The following is a 17,674-nucleotide window of genomic DNA, read 5'->3' as shown; positions in this document are numbered from 1 at the left end:
TGGAACAAGATTGTTCGTCAATTTCAGACGCCATCCTGCACTTTTGTCGGAATATAAAATGTAAATGTCGTTCCTTTGTCAATGCTGCTGTGCACCGCAATTGAGCCGCCGTGGGCTTCCACGATATTTTTCACGATGGCAAGTCCGAGTCCGGTTCCTGCCCTGCCCCTTGTTCTCGCCTTGTCCGCTTTATAAAAACGTTCAAAAATAAAAGGCAGGTCCTCTTCAGGTATTCCCGATCCGGAATCTTTAATATCGATTTTCAAACCGTCTTTCACGGTCTGAACCGCGATATGAACGTTTCCGCCTGACTCTGTGTGACGCAGCGCATTATCTATAAGGTTGGTAAACACCTGCTCCATTTTGTCTTCGTCAAAAACACACTCCGGCTGAGACACGGCAATATCTTCTGTGAGCGAAACCTCTTTTTCTTTCGCTACACCGGAGAATTTCCGGGAGATCTTCTCCAGAAATTCATGCAGATTCACCGTCTCATAATGCAGGCCCGTATGTCCGGATTCCATTCTGGCCAAATCCAGCAAATCATTGACGAGCCGGCCCATGCGAAGAGATTCATCATAAATGATCTGTGCGATTTCTTTTTTCTCCTCTTCGGTGCTTGCAATGTCGTCCACTATTGCTTCGCTGTATCCCTGCAGCATAGAAATCGGGGTCCTGAGTTCGTGACTGACATTGGCAATGAAATCTTCACGCAGCTTATCAAGCCTGCGCTCTTCGGTCATATCACGGAGCACGGCTACGGCGCCGCGGACGTGTGATTCCGCATAAAGAGGCGACATTAATAAAACCCATGACCTTCCTTGAAGCGTCATCTCAATCATTTGCTCTTTTTCTGTGCTCACGGCATTTTGGAAAAGCTCTTTTGCCTCAGGCGGAAGGTTGTCTCCTTCTTTAATATTCATATTCTGCTCATAATACCAGGCCTGCAGAAAGCGTTCAGCCGGCGGGTTTGTCACCAAAATGGTGCCGTCGATATTAATGGTGATAACTCCGTCTGCCATACTGCTTAAAATATTGGACAGCTGTTCTTTTTCCTGATTCAGCGCGTTGATATGAAAATTGAGCTGCCGGCCCATCTGATTAAAGGCGATGGCAAGCTCTCCGATTTCATCTTGAGTAAGAATCGGAATCTTTGTATCAAACTTTCCTTTCGCCAAATCCTGGGCGCCTTCCCGCATTTTCCGAAGCGGGTACGTCACCCTGCTGGACAAGAAGAAGGCGAAAAACGTTGTCAAGACAATGGCGATGCCCGCCGCAAGAAAAATATAGCGTGTCGTATGTTTCGTCGTATCTTTGACGGCAAGCAGCGACTGAGATAAAAAGACCATGCCTTTTTTGCCGTCTTTTTCATACGGCACTCCGACGATCAGCCGTTCGTTATCGGAACCAGCATTGTTAGGCACCGCGCGTTTGCTTACTTTTTTGCGGTCTGTCAGCGCCTTGTGCAGATCCCGGTCGTGTTTGATCTGTTCCAATGTAATAGAGGATAAATGATTATCGTCATTGGGCGAATACCAGACATGCTTATCGTCCTGAATGATCGCGATACTCGTTAAATTGTCCGCCAGCTCCCACGTGATGGATCTGGCAAGCGGCTGGTCTTCATGATTTTCTATAATGACCGCAATTTTATCGGCAAGCTGCGTTAAATCTTTTTCTGCTTCTTCTACGTGGTAATTTTCTATAAACTCCAGAAGCAGCACCGTTAAAATAAATAAAACAATTAATACGAGTGAAAGAATGGTAAACCAAAGCTTTCCTACTACGCTTTTCCAAAACTTCATTCAGCGCCTACCTCAAATTTGTATCCGACTCCCCATACGGTGACGATTTTTTTCGCCGCTCCCGGGGATACTTTGTTTAATTTTTCACGGAGCCGTTTGACATGAGTGTCAACCGTTCTCAGGTCACCGAAGAATTCATACTGCCACACTTCTTTTAAAAGTTTTTCTCTGTCATACACTTTGTCCGGTGTTTTTGCCAGGAAGTACAGCAGTTCATATTCCTTCGGCGTCAGGCTCACCTCTGTGCCGTCGGCGGTCACCCTGTGAGCATCGTGATCGATGGAAAGATGCGAAAAGACGAGTACATTTTTTGTCGGCGTATTGGCTGTCAGATAGGATGTTTGGGAAGCTCTTCTTAAGAGCGCCTTTACCCGGAGCACCACTTCTCTCGGGCTGAAAGGCTTCACGATATAATCGTCCGTGCCTGCTTCAAACCCCTGGACGCGGTTGGCTTCTTCCCCTTTTGCCGTCAGCATGATAATCGGCGTCGCTTTTTTTTCTCTGAGCTGCCGGCATACTTCTATTCCGTCCGTTCCCGGCATCATTAAATCCAAAAGCACCAGATCATAATCTGAGGCCAGCCCCATTTTAATGGCCTCATCGCCGTTTTCCGCTTCTTCAATCACATAGTTTTCCCGTTCAAGGTACATTCTTAAAAGGCGTCGAATTCTGGCTTCATCATCTACTACTAATATTTTAGTTTCATTTGTTTGATCCATCGTTTTCCCCCTGCTTTCCTTCTGTTACTATCATTTTAACAAACTGCACGGCTGCTTGAGAACTGTATCGGCTTTCGGCTCTATGCGTACGAATGAAGTCCGGCAAGCACGAGATTCACAAAAATTAAGTTAAACATAATAATGGCGAAACCGATGACGGCAAGCCACGCGGACTTTTCGCCATGCCAGCCTCTCGACAGCCGCAAGTGCAAGTACGCTGCGTAAAATAAAAAGGTGATCAGCGCCCATACTTCTTTCGGGTCCCAGCCCCAAAAACGCGTCCATGCAAGCTGAGCCCAGATCATCGCAAACACAAGCGCGCCGAGCGTAAATACCGGAAAGCCGATAGAAACCGCGCGGTAACCGACTTCATCTACCAAGTCCAGATTCACATTTTTGACGAGCGGGCTTAAAAGAGCACTGATTCTCTTTCTGAATATCAGTCTGAGGGCGCCGTATAAGACGAGACCCGCGCCAAACGACCAGATCACCGTATTGACCTTTCTGCCTGAAAAAATAGCCGGCAGCTCAATAAACGGCTTCATCGCGCCTTCTGTAAGCAGTTCTCCCTCATGCGGGCCGACAAGCGCAGGCATATCATATATCATGACGCTTTTGGCGTCTTTTTTATCCACCCAATTAAATTCGGCTTTATAGTCCGCCAGCCGGAATGCCGACGTCACAGCGATAAATGCCACCGTCGTCACAATAATAAACATGATGACCTCGAGCCAGAACGTTTTTTTGCCCGGTCTGGACTGGTCGACATGCTTTAACAGGAAAATGACACCGGCTACAAAGCTGATCGCAAGAATTGCCTGCCCGAGCGCCGCCGTCGTGACGTGAATGTACAGCCAATTGCTCTGCAATGACGGAATAAGCGGCGTAATATCAGCGGGAAACATGCTTGCGTACGCGATCAGCAAAAGCGCGACAGACAATGTGAACATGCCTAAAGACGGCAGTCTGTAAATAAAGTAAATAATAATAAAAGCGAGAACAAGCATCATGCCGAATGACGTTGTAAATTCAAACATATTGCTGACAGGCGCATGCCCGCTTGCCGACCATCTCGCAATGAAGTAGGCGAGATGGCATAGAAATCCGACAATGGTTAACGTGATTCCGATAGCCGACCAGCGGCCCTTCCCGTCCTTTGCGCCTTTTGTTCCCCGGATGGCGCCGCCGAAAACCGGGACGGCAATTAAATAAATCAAAAAGGCAGCATAAAGAAAATTTGCGCTCAGCTCCGCCATGACACCACTCCTTTTTCATTAGGCCTGATTTTTGACCAGTTCTTTTTGATCGGCCGGTTCTTTAATCTCCGTCCCGCTAAGAACATATCCGATATCCTTTTTTAAACCGAACCAGTTTTTGTTCGTATGTCCTGCCACAAGCACTTCGCTGTCACCGGTTTTGATCCAGATCCTTCTATGCTGCCAGTACATCCCTTGAATGACGCCGATCATAAAGATCGCGCCGCCGACGGCAAGCACCCATAAGGTTAAATCTTTTCTGACGGTGAGGCCTGTAATGTTTTTCGTTTCCACATGGTCGAATTTTAATTTGTACTTGTTATTTGCGGAACCTTCAACAGTCTGCTGAATCGCAACAAAGCTTTTCTCCCCTTTCGGCTTGTCAGGAGCCGTGACTTTAAAGACGAAAGCCGGATTGTTTGGGACCTTTGTTTTCGTGCTCGGTTCTCCGTCCTTATTAAAATAAAAATCGGGAAGATAACTGGCGATCTGCACTTTGTAACCGTTACCAAGATCATAGTCCGTGTCGGGATCAAGAAGATTGATCTTCAGTTTGCCGAATGACCGTTTTGTTTTTTGGTCGATCAGCTGGAATACCATCTGATCGAGCTGGTTTTCTTTATAGTCCACCTGATACACAGAATAGGAGTCAAACCGCAGCGGTTCATTGACGCGGATATCGTTTTCTTTGACTCTTTTAAGCTTTGGCTTTTCACCAAATACGATGTCGCCCTCCCTCTTGTACAAAACCGCATCCGTTGTGAAGGATTTTGCGACTTTGCCGTTTCCGGCTCTGTCAATGGCATCGGCGAATACTTTTTTCTCAGTGTTTTTATTATACGTCTCCATGGTGAACCGGTTGTTTTTTAAGTAATATTGGCCGTCGGTGCCGGGAATCTGGGCGGTTTCGCCTTCACGGACCCAGAGCGTTTCATCGACGTACATCCCCGGGACGAATCTCAGCATGGCCCCAATCAGAAAAATGATCAGGCCGATATGATTAACGTAGGGGCCCCACCTTGAAAAACGGCCCTTTTCTGCGAGAATACTTCCCTCTTGTTCCCGCACTCTATAATGCTTTTTTTTCAATCGTGTTCTGATGCCATCAGCCGTATCTCCGCTCAGCTCAGTTTCTGTCCGGCTGTATAGTCGCTGCCGCCTTAAAAAGACCGAATTCCGCTGAACGCCTTGGTTTTTCAGCGCCCTGTACAACGGAATCACCCGATCCAGGCTGCAGATGACAAGTGATACGCCGATTGATGCGATCAAAAGCATATACCACCATGAGCCGTACAGGTGATGAAACCCCAGCAGATAATACAATTGGCCGATTGTGCCGTACTGCTGTTCATAGTATGTATCCGGCTGAGCGCCCGGCGGCAGATAAGCTTCCTGCGGAAAAACCGTGCCGAATGCCGACGCCGCCAGAGTAATGACGATCAGCCATATTCCGACTTTAACGGAAGAAAAGAAATTCCATACCTTATCTACAATTGTTTTGTTATATGTTTGCGAACGTCTTGCGCTGCCGTCGTACCGCATATCGGCAAGCGGCGACTTTTGATCATCAAGCGGCTTTCCGCATGACTCGCACAATACCGTCCCGGCTGGATTCACGTGTCCGCATTCACATTTGACCTTTTTCATGAAGACGCCTCCGGCTTAATTAAATTCATATAGTCATGAACCATGCGTTCTGTCATCGTGCCGGTCACCACTTTCACGACTTTTCCGTCGGGATTGATCAAAAATGTCGTCGGGATAGGCGATACGCCGTACGCGTCCAGCACTTGCCGGTCAGTATCAAGCGCAACAGGGAAATTGACGCCGTATGTTTTCATAAAATTATGTACTGCAATTTTTGATTCGCCGACATTTACCGCAATCACCTCGACACCGAGGTCTTTAAAATGCTTGTATTGATTCTCCATATAGGGAAATTCCTGCTTGCACGGCTCGCACCACGTTCCCCAGAAATTCAGAAAAACACCTTTTCCTTTTAACTGACTCAGTTCTATGAGTCTGCCCTCTGTATCTTTCAGCGCGAAATTCGGGGCTTTGGACCCCTCAGATATACGCTCGCCGTTTGAGTAAACAGCATTATAGACCGTATATCCGAGCGCGCAGAGTAAGATGAGAAGGATGCCGGTCCGAATGAATAAACGCCGCCGTTTTTTGTTCATTGTACACTGCTCCCCTCCCCTGCCTGCAAATCCATTCAATTATATCATCTTCGCGTTTTGTAATTTTTGAAGGTTATGTGAAAATTAGAAAGCGTTTTTGCCGTGTTCAGCTAAAGCCCGCAGCCTTTTCACCTCATGCGGCGTCAATTCTCTTGCGTCTCCTGTGTGAAGGCCTCTTAAATCTAAAAAGGCGTATTCTTCACGTTTGAGCTTCAGCACGTCATGACCGATCGCCTCAAACATGCGGCGGACCTGTCTGTTCCGTCCTTCATGAATTGTCAGCTGAATAATGCTCGTCTGCTTTCTTTTGTCCAGAGAAAGCATTTTCGCTCTGGCCGGCGCTGTCTTGCCTTCTTCAAGCTGAATGCCGCGCTCAAGCTTCCGCAGAAGTTCCTTGGAAGGAATCCCCTTTACTTTGGCGACGTACGTCTTATCAATTTCGTATTTCGGGTGCATGAGTTTGTTGGCAAACTCGCCGTCATTTGTCAGTAATAAAAGACCGCTCGTATCATAATCAAGTCTGCCGATCGGATAAATACGCTGCGGCACTTCTTTGAAAAAGTCGGTTACCACTTTCCGCCCTTTATCGTCATCAGAAGCTGAGATCACTCCTCTCGGTTTATAAAGCAGAAAGTACACGGGTTCTTCCCGCTCCACCTTTAATCCGTTTACTTCAATCTGATCAGAACCGGTCACTTTTACGCCGAGCTCTGTTATTACTTTTCCATTCACCTTTACTTTTCCTTCTTTTATCAGCTCTTCTGCCTTTCTGCGTGATGCCACGCCGGCATGAGCAATAACTTTTTGCAGTCTTTCCATGTCGTTCACCTCAAGTATAATCTTACTTTTTTCCCCTTGAACAAACAAGCTTTTTCAAGGAGCATTATTCTGATATATAAAAAGCGCCTCAATCAGGCGCTTCCAAATAATAACGTAACTATGATGATTGATGCAACCACCCCGATCAAATCAGCAAGAAGACCAACCTTTAAAGCATCCCCCATTTTTTTGATGCCGACCGCCCCAAAATACACAGTCAGGACATACAGCGTCGTGTCAGTCGATCCTTGCATGACCGAGGCCAGTCTGCCGATAAATGAATCAGGCCCGTACACGGCGATCAAATCCGTCGTCATGCCGAGCGCCGCCGTACCCGAAATCGGACGGATCAGAGCAAGCGGCACGACCTCTGCGGGAATGCCAAGCGCCGTAAAGAAAGGCTTGCACAGCCCCATGACAAAATCAAGCGCGCCCGAGGCCCGGAATACGGTTATCGCCACAAGCATCCCGACCAAATACGGAATGATGGAAAACGCAATCTCAATTCCTTCTTTTCCGCCTTCAACGAATGATTCATAAGTCGGCACTTTTTTGATCGTGCCGTATATTAATATACCGGCGATAATAATCGGAATCATGGCTAAAGACAGCCAATTCACCATTTCCATTCGCTTACCTCCCTTTTCTTTTGCGGCGGTACCAGAAGTAGCGGTCAATGAAAATCGCGCCGATACCTGAAATTAAAGTCGCTAAGATGGTCGGTCCGACGATATCGGTCGGTGATTTCGCCGAATAAGCCATGCGGACGGCAATGACGGTTGTCGGTATCAATGTAATGCTTGAAGTATTTACCGCCAAAAAGGTAATCATGGAACGGCTGGCCTCAGACTTGCCTCCGTTCAGCTTTTTCATCTGCTCCATGGCTTTAATGCCGAGGGGCGTCGCCGCGTTTCCCAATCCGAAAAAGTTTGCCATGAGATTTGATAAGATGTATCCCATTGCCGGATGATCAGGGGGGATATCAGGAAACAGCTTAGAAATAAACGGACGGCACATTCTGCTGAATATATCCAAAAGACCGGACTGCTCAGCTATTTTCATCAGGCCGAGCCAGAACACGAGGACGCTCATTAATCCGAACGAGATCGTAACCGCTTCTTTCGCTCCTTTAAAAACTGCTTCATTCACATCCTGCAAGGTTCCGTTAAACATCGCAAAGACCAGTCCGATTACCGTCAGACAGACCCAGATTAAATTGACCATGCTGAACCGCCCGCCGCGCTCATAAACAGGCTCGTAAACGTTTCAATGAAATGCTTTTTCGGTTTTTTAAGGTGCTCGTTTTCATAATAGACGGGGACCTTGGCGATCACTTTCCCATCATGCATAACAGTCATCCGGCCGACGACATCGGGAATGAGAGAAGCATCCTTTTTCCAGGCTTTTTTCGGTTTTATTAAGGTTGTGCTGATTTTCACATCATCGATCTCATCCTCTTTTAACAAATACTTGACATCCCGGGAAATAAAAGCGTGTTTTCCGTAAAACGTCTTTTTCAGCTTCGGGATGCCGCCTTTTTTGGCGATGACATAGGTTTTATAGTGCTCAAAGACATAATTAAACATGTTCATATGGTCATCCCAGTCATCCGGATCATTTATGGTGACTGCGATAAGATCCGTTCCGTCTTTTGAAGCCGTCGAAACGAGCGTCCGTTTCGCGATTTTTGTGTACCCCGTTTTTCCGCCTGTACTGTAACGATAAAGCCCTGTCAGAAGCTTGTTTTTATTTTTCCATACCCGGTCCATCGTTTCCGCTTTATACACTTTGGTGCCCGAAACAGTCCGGTATTCCTTGATCTTCATCGCGTATTTAGTCAAAAGCGCCATATCATACGCCGTTGAATATAAATTTTCATGGTCGTCCAGCCCGTGGGGGTTTTGAAATTTTGTATTTTCCATTCCGATTTGCTCGGCTTTGTGGTTCATCATAAATACAAAACCGTCAAGACTTCCGCCGACATATTCAGCAATGGCCGCAGCGGCGTCATTTCCTGACCTCAGCATAAGCCCGTAAACGAGGTCCTTCAGTTTTACTTTCTGTCCAGGCTGAAGATAAATGGCCGAGCCTTCCGTTTTTACGGCATTCGGCGAAACCGTCACAGTCTCTTCCATCTTCCCTGATTCAATCGCCAGCACCGCCGTCATGATTTTCGTAATGCTCGCGATCCGCCGCTTATGGTGTTCGTCCTTAGCAAACAACACCCTGCCTGATGCACCGTCGATTATAATCGCGCTTTTTGCGCTGACATGTATTTGGGCATGTGCCGTATTTCCGTCTGTAATGGAAAACAAAATAACAAAAATCAAAAGAAATACGGCAGCTTTTTTGAGAAAGCGCATGAATGCTCACGTCCTTGTTGTGGGTTTGTACAAGTTTATGCGCATGTCCATGACTTATGAATACCAATTGCATCTCTTTTACGTAAAAAAACTCTCCCTTTGGGAGAGTTTTTTTATCTGGATGATACCATATTCGAGCCTGATGCTTCATATTGCGCCAATTCTTCACGCATGCGCAGAAACTCACTGCTCAGTGAAAGCAGAAGGCTCCGCAGCGAATCGGGCACATGCTGATAAAATTCAATCGCACTTTGGCCTGTATAAGCGGCGCGGCTGTTTTCGTACCACGTATCCTTTTTCGGCATGAAAAATTCTTCCACGCACTGATGATACACTTTATACAGCGTTTTTTCCGCTCTCGCCTCATGAAACGGCTCCTGCATTAAGAGCCGGCGGCAGGCTTCCTGGGCGCCTTCGCAAAAGACGGTCATCCTTCTCAGCACACTGAGCACGTCGCGGCAGTATGCCTCATCCGCCTTTCCAGAAGCCTGCATTTCCGGTAATGTCGTATGATTTAAATAACTGTTGACCATCGTGACAACCTCGGCTAAAAATTCACCAGTTTCTTCAGTATGGGCCCTCACAATCGAATTTCCCATTTCCGTCCGTTTCCTTCCTCTCTTGTACTTCGTCAATTTGCGTTATTCATCAATGGCCTTTCCCTATTATCGTATGATGAAAAACCGTTATTATTTAATATCCTCAAAAGTTTGGTTGAAGTTTTCAAAGAATAAGTCAGCTTCCTCCTGGAGAACGTCTTCTTCCGCATTTTCAGGAAGAGGCGGAAGCTCGTCCAGTGTTTTTAAGCCGAATTGTTCAAGAAATACCGGGGTCGTGCCGTATAAAATCGCCCGGCCGGGACCGTCGGCGCGTCCCACCTCACACAGCAGCGCTTTTGACACGAGACTGTGCAGAATCCGCTCAGACTTCACGCCCCGAATATCTTCAATTTCCGCCCGTGTGATCGGCTGCTTGTATGAAACGATCGCCAGCACTTCTAAAGAAGCCTGTGACAGTCCCTTTGACGGCACCTCGATTAATTTTTTCAAATAAGGCACGAATTCTTTTTTCGTTGCAAGCATATACGTATCCGCATATTCGGTCAGCTCAATGCCCCTGCCGTCTTCCTTGTACTGGGCGGCCACTTCTTCCATGATTCCGGCCAGTTCCGCTTCTTCTATTTCAAGCACCGTCACCAATTGCTTTTTGGTCAGCCCTTCATCACCCGCCGCGTACAGCAGGGCCTCCACAATCGCTTTCCAATTCACGATATCAAGCGCCATGAATGGATTCACTCCCCGTAATGTATATATCTGAAAAGTTTTCTTCCTGTTCGATGATAATCTGCTGATTTTTCATCAGTTCCAGAACGGCTAAAAACGTCACGACGAGATGGTCTTTTTGCCGAGAAGGAAAAAGCTCCGTAAAGTTGATTCTTCTTCCCGCTGTCTTTAAGCTTTTTACGATTTCGTTCATTCTGTCTTCAATCGGTATTTCCTGTCTTGTAATGGTCGTTTCTTTCGGCCGCGAGATTTTTTTACGCTGAAGCACCTTTTGAAACGCACCGATCATGTCATAAACGGTCACCGACAGCCTCTGCTCCGTCTGTTTGATTTCTTTTGCATACTCACTTAAATCACTCGGCGGCTTTGTAAATGACTTTTGTCTTTCTTCTTCCCGCTCTTTTAAATCATTCGCAGCGGTTTTATATTTTCTATACTCAATCAGCTTTTCAATCAGCTCGTCCCGAGGGTCTTCCTCTTCAAGCATTTCATCTTCAAACAGCTCTTCCTCTTGTTTCGGAAGCAGCATTCTGCTTTTAATGCTGAGAAGCGTCGCCGCCATGACCAGATATTCACTGGCGACATCAAGTTCAAGCACTTGCATTGTATGTACATATAATAAATATTGTTCAGTAATGGTTGCCACGGGTATGTCGTATATGTCGATTTCAAGACGGTTAATCAGATGAAGCAGCAGGTCCAATGGGCCTTCAAACGTATCAATTTTCACTTGATATTCTACCATTATCTCACCATTTTCAATATCACTCTCATTGCCGGAAAAACTGGCTATCCTTTAGTATAATCCACCGAAATGCTCTCGTCCAATACTTTTCTAATTGTGCTTCGTTATTTAGAAAATACTGAAAAAGAAGGTATACGCCTATACCTTTAAAGGCGGATGCACATATGATAGCCGTGTAAACATGAAACAAAGGGAGGCTGATTTCAGATGGGCGGAGCTTGTTTCGGCGGAGGTTTTGCATTAATTGTCGTTCTGTTTATTTTGCTTATTGTCGTAGGGGCATCTTATATCTGCTAGTTCTTCACGTTTCAGACACCAAGCCGCTCTTTTTTTCCTTTTCATAACGCTGTGGTACACTGGTTTTAGCAAAAGGAGGAAGCGGCTTGTATCCAAAAGCTTATATCGGCTTTTTGGCCGAATTTCACGCATCAAGAGATTATTTTGAGTGTCATGAACTGTTAGAGGAATATTGGAAAGAAAGCCCGCCTGAGGAGCGGAGCATTCATTGGGTCGGCCTGATTCAGCTAGCCGTCGCTCTGTATCACCAGCGGAGGGGAAATGAAGCCGGGGCAAAACGGCTGATCGCCAACAGCTTACGCATTCTGAGAGCTGAAAAACAGGCTGTCAGCTCTCTCGGCCTCAGCCATCCAAAGCTGATAGAGCTGATAGAATCGCTGTCAGACGATATAAAAGCCGGCCGGCCGTACAAAAGTGTTATGCTGCCGATTACAGATGACACTCTGAAAGAAGCGTGTCTTGCCGAATGCCGCCGCAAAGGCTATACATGGGGGCAGGCCGGCGTATCAGATACCTTTCTTATTCATAAACACCGCCTGCGGGACAGGACGGATGTCATTAAGGAACGCGAACGGGAAATGGAGAGAAGAAAAAAAAGCAGAGGCTGACGGACAGCCCTGCTTTTTCTCATAAAAACAGCTCCCGAAACCGTGAAGATTCCGGGAGCATTTGTCAGTTATTATATGAAATATCCTGATCTTTTTGATGTTGACAGCGTTCAAAAAAGCTTTGCGTTAATTCATTCGGAACGAGTGCCTCCGTTTTGAACAGACGTTTTAAGGCGTCCATCATTTGCTTTCCGATTCCTTGATGGCGGTGAGAAGGATTCACGCTGATATGGCGGATTTCAACCTCTGAGTCTTTTTTTTCGACTCCGATCGCTCCGACGATATCTTCATCCTCTTTCCAAAGAAAGAGCTGGCGGCCAGTATCCGTTTCATAGTCCTTTATTGTCTGCTGAAGCTGCTTGAGATCTTTTTCATTCGGCATAAATGACAGAAGACCCATTGCAATCTTTTCAAACGATTTTTTATAACGAATTAACATAAAAACCCCTCTATATCCAAAATGTCCATTCATGTCCTAGCAAACGGATGAATAAAGGCGATCCGTTTCCTCACATTATATCATTTTCGCCGCTGTTTTAAACGCTTTTCAACAAATTATTCAAATGAACGGTTTAGATTCGCCATTTCAATGGCGGATACTGCGCAATCCGCTCCCTTATTTCCGGCTTTTGTTCCGGCGCGTTCGATCGCCTGCTCAATGGTTTCAGTCGTTACGATACCGAAGATAACCGGGACGCCCGTCGCCGCGCCCGCTTGAGCGATGCCTTTTGCCGCTTCGTTGCAGACATAGTCATAATGCGTTGTCGCTCCTCTGATCACCGTGCCGAGTGTAATAACCGCATCGTATTTTTTCGTTTCCGCCATTTTTTTTGCCGCAAACGGGATTTCAAACGCTCCCGGCACCCAAGCAACGTCAATGTCATTTGATTCTACACCGTGGCGAAGCAATGTATCTTCCGCTCCGCTTAGCAGCTTGCTCGTAATAAATTCATTAAATCTGCCGACGACGATTCCGATTTTAAGTCCTGTTCCTACTAAGTTTCCTTGTATGATATTCATATGTTATCCATCCTTTTTTGTGAGATTTGTTTTTAGAAATGAAGCAAGTGTCCGAGTTTGTTCATTTTGGTTTGTAAATAATTCCTGTTATGCTCACCCGCTTCCATTTGAAGCGGCACCCGTTCTGAAATGCTCAGTCCGTATCCTTCAAGGCCGGCGATTTTCCGGGGGTTATTGGTTAAAAGTTTCATATGCTGAACCCCCAAATCGCGGAGAATCTGGGCACCGATCCCGTAGTTGCGCAGGTCAGGCAGAAAGCCGAGCGCTTCGTTCGCTTCAACTGTGTCATACCCCTCTTCCTGCAATCGGTACGCTTTCAGCTTATTGATTAAACCGATTCCTCTTCCTTCCTGACGCAAATACAATAAGACGCCTCGGCCTTCTTCGGCAATTTGCGCAAGCGCGGCATGAAGCTGAGGCCCGCAATCACAGCGGTGGGATGCAAACACATCGCCCGTCAGGCATTCTGAGTGCACTCTGACAAGAACGGGTTCGCTGCTAAACGGGACATCACCCATAACAAAGGCGAGGTGTTCTTTTCCGTCAACCTCGTTTGTATATCCGTAAACCCGGAACGTGCCGAAATCAGTCGGCAGCGTAATGTCAACTTCTCGGTTCACAAGTGTCGTAATGTTGTAGCGGTATTCTATTAAGTCTTTTATCGTAATCATTTTCAGCCGGTGGCGTTTGGCGATTTCTGATAACTCAGGCACTCTGGCCATTGTGCCGTCTTCATTCATAATTTCACAAATGACGCCCGCTCCTTGAGAGCCGCATGCTTTTGCAAGGTCAACGGCTGCTTCCGTGTGGCCCGCCCGCTTCAGGACGCCTCCTTTTTTTGCGATTAAGGGAAAAATGTGGCCCGGACGCTGAAAATCGTCAGACACAGATTCCTCATTCAACAGCGCCTGAATCGTAAAAGAACGTTCTTGAGCGCTGATGCCTGTTTTTGTCAGTCTGTGGTCAATGCTGACCGTAAACGCGGTTTCATGTGAGTCCGTATTATGATCGACCATCGGGTGAAGATCCAGCCGGCCGGCAATATCTTCAGAAAGCGGCGTGCAGATCAGGCCCCTCCCATGGGTCGCCATAAAATTGACCACTTCGGGTGTGGCATGCTCAGCGAGCGCTACGAAATCTCCTTCGTTTTCTCTGTCTTCATCATCGACAACGATGATGACTTCACCTTTTTTCAGCGCATCTAACGCCTCTTCTATTGGATGAAACATATTGATCTTCCTTTCTAAAAGCCGTTCTCGCTTAAAAAAGCTTCTGTGATCGTTTGATTGCTTTTCGTTTGTTCTGTTTTGTGCAAAAAGCGGTATAAGTATTTGCCGATCATGTCACACTCAATATTTACGGTCGAGCCGACTGTTTTCGTCTGAAAAATCGTTTCTGAAATGGTATGCGGAATAACGGATACCGTCACGCTTTCGTCTGATAAACCGAAAATTGTCAGGCTCACGCCATCTACCGTAATCGAACCTTTCAAGACGAGCGTTTTCGTCAATTCGGGCGAAAGTTTTAGATCGTAATAAACCGCGTTGCTTTTTTTCTCAATCCGGGTAATTTCCGCCGTTCCGTCCACATGCCCGGATACAAAGTGGCCGCCGAAGCGTCCATTGGCGGACATCGCTCTTTCCAGATTGACTTTGCTGCCTTTTGACAAACCGTTCAGCGAAGTGGCTTTTACGGTTTCCGGCATGACATCAACCGTAAATTGTTTATCAGAAAATCCGGTTACGGTCAGGCAGATGCCGTTTACCGCGATGCTGTCGCCAAGTTTCACATCGCTTGTCACTTTTGAAGCGGCGATGGTTAATGCCATGGAAAGGCCTGTCTTTTTGATTGCTTGGATCGTGCCTGTTTCTTCAACGATTCCTGTAAACATCGTCACCATCCTTTCCTTCTTTAGGTATGGCCGTTAGTTTTATATCCGGCCCGATTTGGGTGATTTGTGTGAATTGTAAATGGGGGACATCTTTCATTGATTGAAAACCTTCACCGGAGATCAAGCTGGGAGCAAGCGTTCCTCCGATTAATTTAGGGGCGAAATAGAAATGAAGCTCCTCGAAACAGCCTTCCTTGACAAAACTTCCGTGTACGGATGCGCCGCCTTCCACATAAACGGACATTATGCCGTTTTCAGCGAGAATGCTGAGCACCTCAGGAATGTGAATGCGGTCTGTTTCAAGCGAAAAGACTTTTATTCCGAGTGCGGTCAGCCGCTCTTTCTTTTGCACGTCAGCGTCTTTGGCCGTAAATATCCATGTCGGCGCGGCGCCGTCAGTGACCACATTTGCCGTTTCCGGAATGGTCAGCTTTGTATCGAGAATGACTCTGACCGGCTGCTTGACCGCACCGGGCAGCCTGCAGGTCAGGCTCGGATTATCGGCTTTGACTGTGCCTGCTCCGACAAGAATGCTTTGATGCGATTTCCTGTATTGCTGGGCATCAAGCCTTGCCGCCTCTGAAGTAATCCATTTGCTGTCACCGGTTTCAGTCGCTGTTTTCCCGTCAAGGCTTGCGGCCGCTTTCAAGGTGACATACGGAAGTCCGGTCCTCATGAAGTGAAGAAACATTTTATTCAGCTCTTCTGCCTGCTGCCTGAGAATTCCGGTTTTCACTTCGATGCCCGCTGCTTCCAGCATTCTGATGCCTTTTCCGGCGACTAGCGGATTTGGATCCGTCATAGCGACAAATACCCTTTTTATCCCCGACTTTATCATCAGTTCGGCGCATGGCGGTGTTTTTCCGTAATGGCTGCAAGGCTCCAGCGTCACATACATATCTGCGTCTTTTGCATGACTGCCTGCCATATTGATCGCGTGCACTTCCGCATGGGCTTCTCCGTATTGCAAATGGGCGCCCATTCCGACGATCTGGCCGTTTTTGACGACGACAGCACCGACAAGGGGATTGGACTGCGTCTGCCCTTCACCGCGTCTGGCAAGCTCTATTGCCGTATTCATATAATATTCTTCCATCGTTATCCCTCCCTTCTTCCACGCAATTTGGCGTCAAAAAAGCCCCGAATGTTTACACAGTTCGGGGCTTTGCCAGTTTTAATCCATAGGAAATAAGACTATACAGTAAGATTATTTTTTGCATAGCTTCTCTCATCCTTCTCCCATCCAGACTTTCACTGTCGGCTTCAGCTTTTCACTGAATCCACCGTATACAAATGCATACGGGTCACGGGCTGTAAAGCGCAAAACGCCTTATTACCGCCGGTCGGGATTTTCACCCAGCCCCGAAGGATACAATCAATATTTTTTTGTCCTTATCCGCTATTATAACATCCTTTGCGGCAGGCGCAATGAATTTGCACCTGATTTTTCAGAAAAATAAAAAGCGCCCTTTTTCCAAAAAAGGCGCCTTTACTTATTCGTTTACTTTAACAACCTTCAATAAGCCGTCAATCCGGTTTGATTTGCTGAAATACGCTTTAATCTTATCTCCTTTTTTCACATCGGAGAGATCCTGCTTCAGCTTGTCGCCGTTAAAAATGATTTTTGTGCCGTTTGCTGCCGTGCCGTGGTATTCGGTTCCTTCTATTTTCGTAATTTTATATGTTTTCACTGTATATTCTTCTTTTTCCTGAGACAGGGTTTGTCCGATAGCCGTCGGCACGTCTTTCAGCTCAATATCGTTTATGACCATAAAACCGCCCGCCAATAACAGCAGCAGTACAAGTAAAATGGCTGCTTTTGTTTTAATACTTCCCATTTTTCTACCTCCAGCCCGTATCAATCTATTCATTACTATGTCATATTCCTTTTTTTCATGAATAGAAAACCGTTCTTCCCTGCGTGAGTTATTCATATAACGTTTCGTCAAGGGAAGATGTTTCATGTATCTGTAAAACTTTCTATCTATTAAATAGTTATACGAATTTATGTTCTGTTTTTGTGGGTAGGGAGATTAATTTATATAAAAAAAGCAGTTTTCTTATAAAGAAAACTGCCGTACGGTTTATTTCGTCTTGCGGATTTCGTTAAACGGGAAGAAGACGAATTTTGATGTGCCCGCGATTTGTTTTTTCGTAAAAAGACCGAGGCCGTTGCGGCTGTCCATAGATTCTCTGCGGTTATCACCCATGACGAAATATTTGTCGTCCGGCACTTTCACCGGGCCGAAGTCTTCCGTCAGCCGGTCATAGCCGTCTTGCTTCGCTTTTTTCTTATTTGCCGCTAAATACGGTTCGGACACTTTTTTGCCGTTGATGTACAGCTGGTCGTTTTTCATTTGCACCGTGTCGCCGGGAAGTCCGATAATCCGTTTGACATAGTGTTCGTTTTCTCCGTTCAGAACGACGATCTGGCCGCGTTTGAAGTCGCTTATGTATTTGACCGTCATATTAACAAAGATTCTCTCGCGGTCATGCAGCGTCGGTTCCATTGATCTTCCGTCAACGAGATAAGGAGCAAATAAAAAGTTGCGGATGAGCAATGCGAGAACGACAGCGATGATAATGGCTTTCGCCCAATCAAGTACGGCGCTTTTTTTAGAAGTTTTTTCTTTTTCTGATTTCAAGTGATTTCCTCCCATTAGCCATGGTCGTTTTTATTTTACC

Annotated in this window: 21 protein-coding genes and 1 riboswitch; of the genes, 2 read left to right on the top strand and 19 right to left on the bottom strand. The window is 46.5% G+C overall.

From position 1 onward, the window contains the following. Positions 1-23: 23 nt before the first annotated feature. The 12 genes from AUL54_RS19195 to AUL54_RS19140 all read right to left on the bottom strand — a co-directional run bounded on the left by AUL54_RS19195 (position 24) and on the right by AUL54_RS19140 (position 11,173). A complete protein-coding gene (locus AUL54_RS19195; RefSeq protein ID WP_016939132.1) occupies positions 24-1,805 on the bottom strand; it encodes an ATP-binding protein in 1,782 nt (593 codons plus the stop codon). Next, the gene (resD, locus tag AUL54_RS19190) at positions 1,802-2,524 is read right to left on the bottom strand and encodes a DNA-binding response regulator ResD (protein ID WP_003153397.1); all 723 of its coding nucleotides are present in this window, start codon (positions 2,522-2,524) and stop codon (positions 1,802-1,804) included. Before resD ends, AUL54_RS19195 begins: the two co-directional genes overlap by 4 nt. An 80-nt stretch (positions 2,525-2,604) precedes the next feature. After that, complete coding sequence (ccsB, locus tag AUL54_RS19185) at positions 2,605-3,780, bottom strand: c-type cytochrome biogenesis protein CcsB (RefSeq protein WP_047475707.1); 1,176 nt, start codon at positions 3,778-3,780, stop codon at positions 2,605-2,607. Positions 3,781-3,798: 18 nt separating this feature from the next. After that, positions 3,799-5,427 carry a cytochrome c biogenesis protein ResB gene (gene resB / locus AUL54_RS19180; protein WP_060964869.1) on the bottom strand — a complete coding sequence of 543 codons (1,629 nt, stop codon included), beginning with the start codon at positions 5,425-5,427 and terminating at the stop codon, positions 3,799-3,801. Next, positions 5,424-5,963 (bottom strand): thiol-disulfide oxidoreductase ResA, encoded by a 540-nt coding sequence (gene resA, locus AUL54_RS19175; RefSeq protein WP_045925489.1) that lies wholly within the window; start codon positions 5,961-5,963, stop codon positions 5,424-5,426. The genes resB and resA overlap by 4 nt, the downstream gene beginning before the upstream one ends. An 84-nt stretch (positions 5,964-6,047) precedes the next feature. Then, positions 6,048-6,782, bottom strand: coding sequence for a 23S rRNA pseudouridine(2605) synthase RluB (gene rluB / locus AUL54_RS19170; protein WP_016939136.1), 735 nt, complete (start codon positions 6,780-6,782; stop codon positions 6,048-6,050). 92 nt (positions 6,783-6,874) lie between these two features. Then, a complete protein-coding gene (spmB, locus tag AUL54_RS19165) occupies positions 6,875-7,411 on the bottom strand; it encodes a spore maturation protein SpmB (protein ID WP_003153387.1) in 537 nt (178 codons plus the stop codon). A gap of 4 nt (positions 7,412-7,415) precedes the next feature. Continuing rightward, entirely contained in the window at positions 7,416-8,006 is a 591-nt protein-coding gene (locus tag AUL54_RS19160) for a nucleoside recognition domain-containing protein (protein WP_003153385.1), read from the bottom strand. After that, complete coding sequence (locus tag AUL54_RS19155) at positions 7,994-9,145, bottom strand: D-alanyl-D-alanine carboxypeptidase family protein (RefSeq protein WP_060964868.1); 1,152 nt, start codon at positions 9,143-9,145, stop codon at positions 7,994-7,996. The genes AUL54_RS19160 and AUL54_RS19155 overlap by 13 nt, the downstream gene beginning before the upstream one ends. Before the next feature lie 113 nt (positions 9,146-9,258). Further along, positions 9,259-9,744, bottom strand: a complete 486-nt coding sequence (locus tag AUL54_RS19150) for a DUF3907 family protein (protein WP_016939138.1) — start codon at positions 9,742-9,744, stop codon at positions 9,259-9,261. A 90-nt stretch (positions 9,745-9,834) separates the two neighbouring features. Beyond that, positions 9,835-10,428 carry an SMC-Scp complex subunit ScpB gene (scpB, locus tag AUL54_RS19145; protein ID WP_016939139.1) on the bottom strand — a complete coding sequence of 198 codons (594 nt, stop codon included), beginning with the start codon at positions 10,426-10,428 and terminating at the stop codon, positions 9,835-9,837. Continuing rightward, a complete protein-coding gene (locus AUL54_RS19140; protein WP_060964867.1) occupies positions 10,418-11,173 on the bottom strand; it encodes a segregation/condensation protein A in 756 nt (251 codons plus the stop codon). The genes scpB and AUL54_RS19140 overlap by 11 nt, the downstream gene beginning before the upstream one ends. Before the next feature lie 207 nt (positions 11,174-11,380). Between AUL54_RS19140 and AUL54_RS20945 the strand changes: the two genes are divergently transcribed. Together AUL54_RS20945 and AUL54_RS19135 are read left to right on the top strand one after the other, a co-directional pair. Further along, on the top strand, positions 11,381-11,470 hold the full coding sequence (locus AUL54_RS20945) for a YjcZ family sporulation protein (protein ID WP_016939141.1): 90 nt from the start codon (positions 11,381-11,383) through the stop codon (positions 11,468-11,470). An 86-nt stretch (positions 11,471-11,556) separates the two neighbouring features. Next, positions 11,557-12,078, top strand: coding sequence for a DUF309 domain-containing protein (locus AUL54_RS19135; protein WP_047475701.1), 522 nt, complete (start codon positions 11,557-11,559; stop codon positions 12,076-12,078). 64 nt (positions 12,079-12,142) lie between these two features. Here AUL54_RS19135 and ribT read toward each other — a convergent pair whose 3' ends face one another. The 7 genes from ribT to lepB form a co-directional block, all read right to left on the bottom strand. Next, entirely contained in the window at positions 12,143-12,517 is a 375-nt protein-coding gene (gene ribT, locus AUL54_RS19130; protein ID WP_003153373.1) for a GNAT family N-acetyltransferase RibT, read from the bottom strand. Positions 12,518-12,633: 116 nt separating this feature from the next. After that, positions 12,634-13,098 (bottom strand): 6,7-dimethyl-8-ribityllumazine synthase, encoded by a 465-nt coding sequence (gene ribH / locus AUL54_RS19125; protein ID WP_060964866.1) that lies wholly within the window; start codon positions 13,096-13,098, stop codon positions 12,634-12,636. Between the two features lie 32 nt (positions 13,099-13,130). After that, positions 13,131-14,327, bottom strand: coding sequence for a bifunctional 3,4-dihydroxy-2-butanone-4-phosphate synthase/GTP cyclohydrolase II (locus AUL54_RS19120; protein ID WP_060964865.1), 1,197 nt, complete (start codon positions 14,325-14,327; stop codon positions 13,131-13,133). Between the two features lie 14 nt (positions 14,328-14,341). Next, entirely contained in the window at positions 14,342-14,989 is a 648-nt protein-coding gene (ribE, locus tag AUL54_RS19115) for a riboflavin synthase (protein WP_047475699.1), read from the bottom strand. Continuing rightward, entirely contained in the window at positions 14,970-16,085 is a 1,116-nt protein-coding gene (ribD, locus tag AUL54_RS19110) for a bifunctional diaminohydroxyphosphoribosylaminopyrimidine deaminase/5-amino-6-(5-phosphoribosylamino)uracil reductase RibD (protein WP_060964864.1), read from the bottom strand. Before ribD ends, ribE begins: the two co-directional genes overlap by 20 nt. Positions 16,086-16,216: 131 nt before the next feature. Further along, positions 16,217-16,363, bottom strand: a riboswitch (FMN riboswitch). A 119-nt stretch (positions 16,364-16,482) separates the two neighbouring features. After that, positions 16,483-16,827, bottom strand: a complete 345-nt coding sequence (locus tag AUL54_RS19105) for a hypothetical protein (RefSeq protein ID WP_060964863.1) — start codon at positions 16,825-16,827, stop codon at positions 16,483-16,485. Between the two features lie 246 nt (positions 16,828-17,073). Beyond that, positions 17,074-17,649 carry a signal peptidase I gene (gene lepB / locus AUL54_RS19100; protein ID WP_045925495.1) on the bottom strand — a complete coding sequence of 192 codons (576 nt, stop codon included), beginning with the start codon at positions 17,647-17,649 and terminating at the stop codon, positions 17,074-17,076. Positions 17,650-17,674 lie beyond the last annotated feature (25 nt).

The organism is Bacillus sp. SDLI1, assembly GCF_001553895.1.
GTDB classification, from domain to species: domain Bacteria; phylum Bacillota; class Bacilli; order Bacillales; family Bacillaceae; genus Bacillus; species Bacillus siamensis.
This window is presented reverse-complemented; position numbering and strand designations above follow the sequence as displayed.

Excerpts from the sequence above, each read along its gene's own strand:
- AUL54_RS19195 (WP_016939132.1), bottom strand. The coding sequence starts at position 1,805 with ATGAAGTTTTGGAAAAGCGTAGTAGGAAAGCTTTGGTTTACCATTCTT.
- resD (WP_003153397.1), bottom strand. The coding sequence starts at position 2,524 with ATGGATCAAACAAATGAAACTAAAATATTAGTAGTAGATGATGAAGCC.
- ccsB (WP_047475707.1), bottom strand. The coding sequence starts at position 3,780 with ATGGCGGAGCTGAGCGCAAATTTTCTTTATGCTGCCTTTTTGATTTAT.
- resB (WP_060964869.1), bottom strand. The coding sequence starts at position 5,427 with ATGAAAAAGGTCAAATGTGAATGCGGACACGTGAATCCAGCCGGGACG.
- resA (WP_045925489.1), bottom strand. The coding sequence starts at position 5,963 with ATGAACAAAAAACGGCGGCGTTTATTCATTCGGACCGGCATCCTTCTC.
- rluB (WP_016939136.1), bottom strand. The coding sequence starts at position 6,782 with ATGGAAAGACTGCAAAAAGTTATTGCTCATGCCGGCGTGGCATCACGC.
- spmB (WP_003153387.1), bottom strand. The coding sequence starts at position 7,411 with ATGGAAATGGTGAATTGGCTGTCTTTAGCCATGATTCCGATTATTATC.
- AUL54_RS19160 (WP_003153385.1), bottom strand. The coding sequence starts at position 8,006 with ATGGTCAATTTAATCTGGGTCTGTCTGACGGTAATCGGACTGGTCTTT.
- AUL54_RS19155 (WP_060964868.1), bottom strand. The coding sequence starts at position 9,145 with ATGCGCTTTCTCAAAAAAGCTGCCGTATTTCTTTTGATTTTTGTTATT.
- AUL54_RS19150 (WP_016939138.1), bottom strand. The coding sequence starts at position 9,744 with ATGGGAAATTCGATTGTGAGGGCCCATACTGAAGAAACTGGTGAATTT.
- scpB (WP_016939139.1), bottom strand. The coding sequence starts at position 10,428 with ATGGCGCTTGATATCGTGAATTGGAAAGCGATTGTGGAGGCCCTGCTG.
- AUL54_RS19140 (WP_060964867.1), bottom strand. The coding sequence starts at position 11,173 with ATGGTAGAATATCAAGTGAAAATTGATACGTTTGAAGGCCCATTGGAC.
- AUL54_RS20945 (WP_016939141.1), top strand. The coding sequence starts at position 11,381 with ATGGGCGGAGCTTGTTTCGGCGGAGGTTTTGCATTAATTGTCGTTCTG.
- ribT (WP_003153373.1), bottom strand. The coding sequence starts at position 12,517 with ATGTTAATTCGTTATAAAAAATCGTTTGAAAAGATTGCAATGGGTCTT.
- ribH (WP_060964866.1), bottom strand. The coding sequence starts at position 13,098 with ATGAATATCATACAAGGAAACTTAGTAGGAACAGGACTTAAAATCGGA.
- AUL54_RS19120 (WP_060964865.1), bottom strand. The coding sequence starts at position 14,327 with ATGTTTCATCCAATAGAAGAGGCGTTAGATGCGCTGAAAAAAGGTGAA.
- ribE (WP_047475699.1), bottom strand. The coding sequence starts at position 14,989 with ATGTTTACAGGAATCGTTGAAGAAACAGGCACGATCCAAGCAATCAAA.
- ribD (WP_060964864.1), bottom strand. The coding sequence starts at position 16,085 with ATGGAAGAATATTATATGAATACGGCAATAGAGCTTGCCAGACGCGGT.
- AUL54_RS19105 (WP_060964863.1), bottom strand. The coding sequence starts at position 16,827 with ATGGGAAGTATTAAAACAAAAGCAGCCATTTTACTTGTACTGCTGCTG.
- lepB (WP_045925495.1), bottom strand. The coding sequence starts at position 17,649 with ATGGGAGGAAATCACTTGAAATCAGAAAAAGAAAAAACTTCTAAAAAA.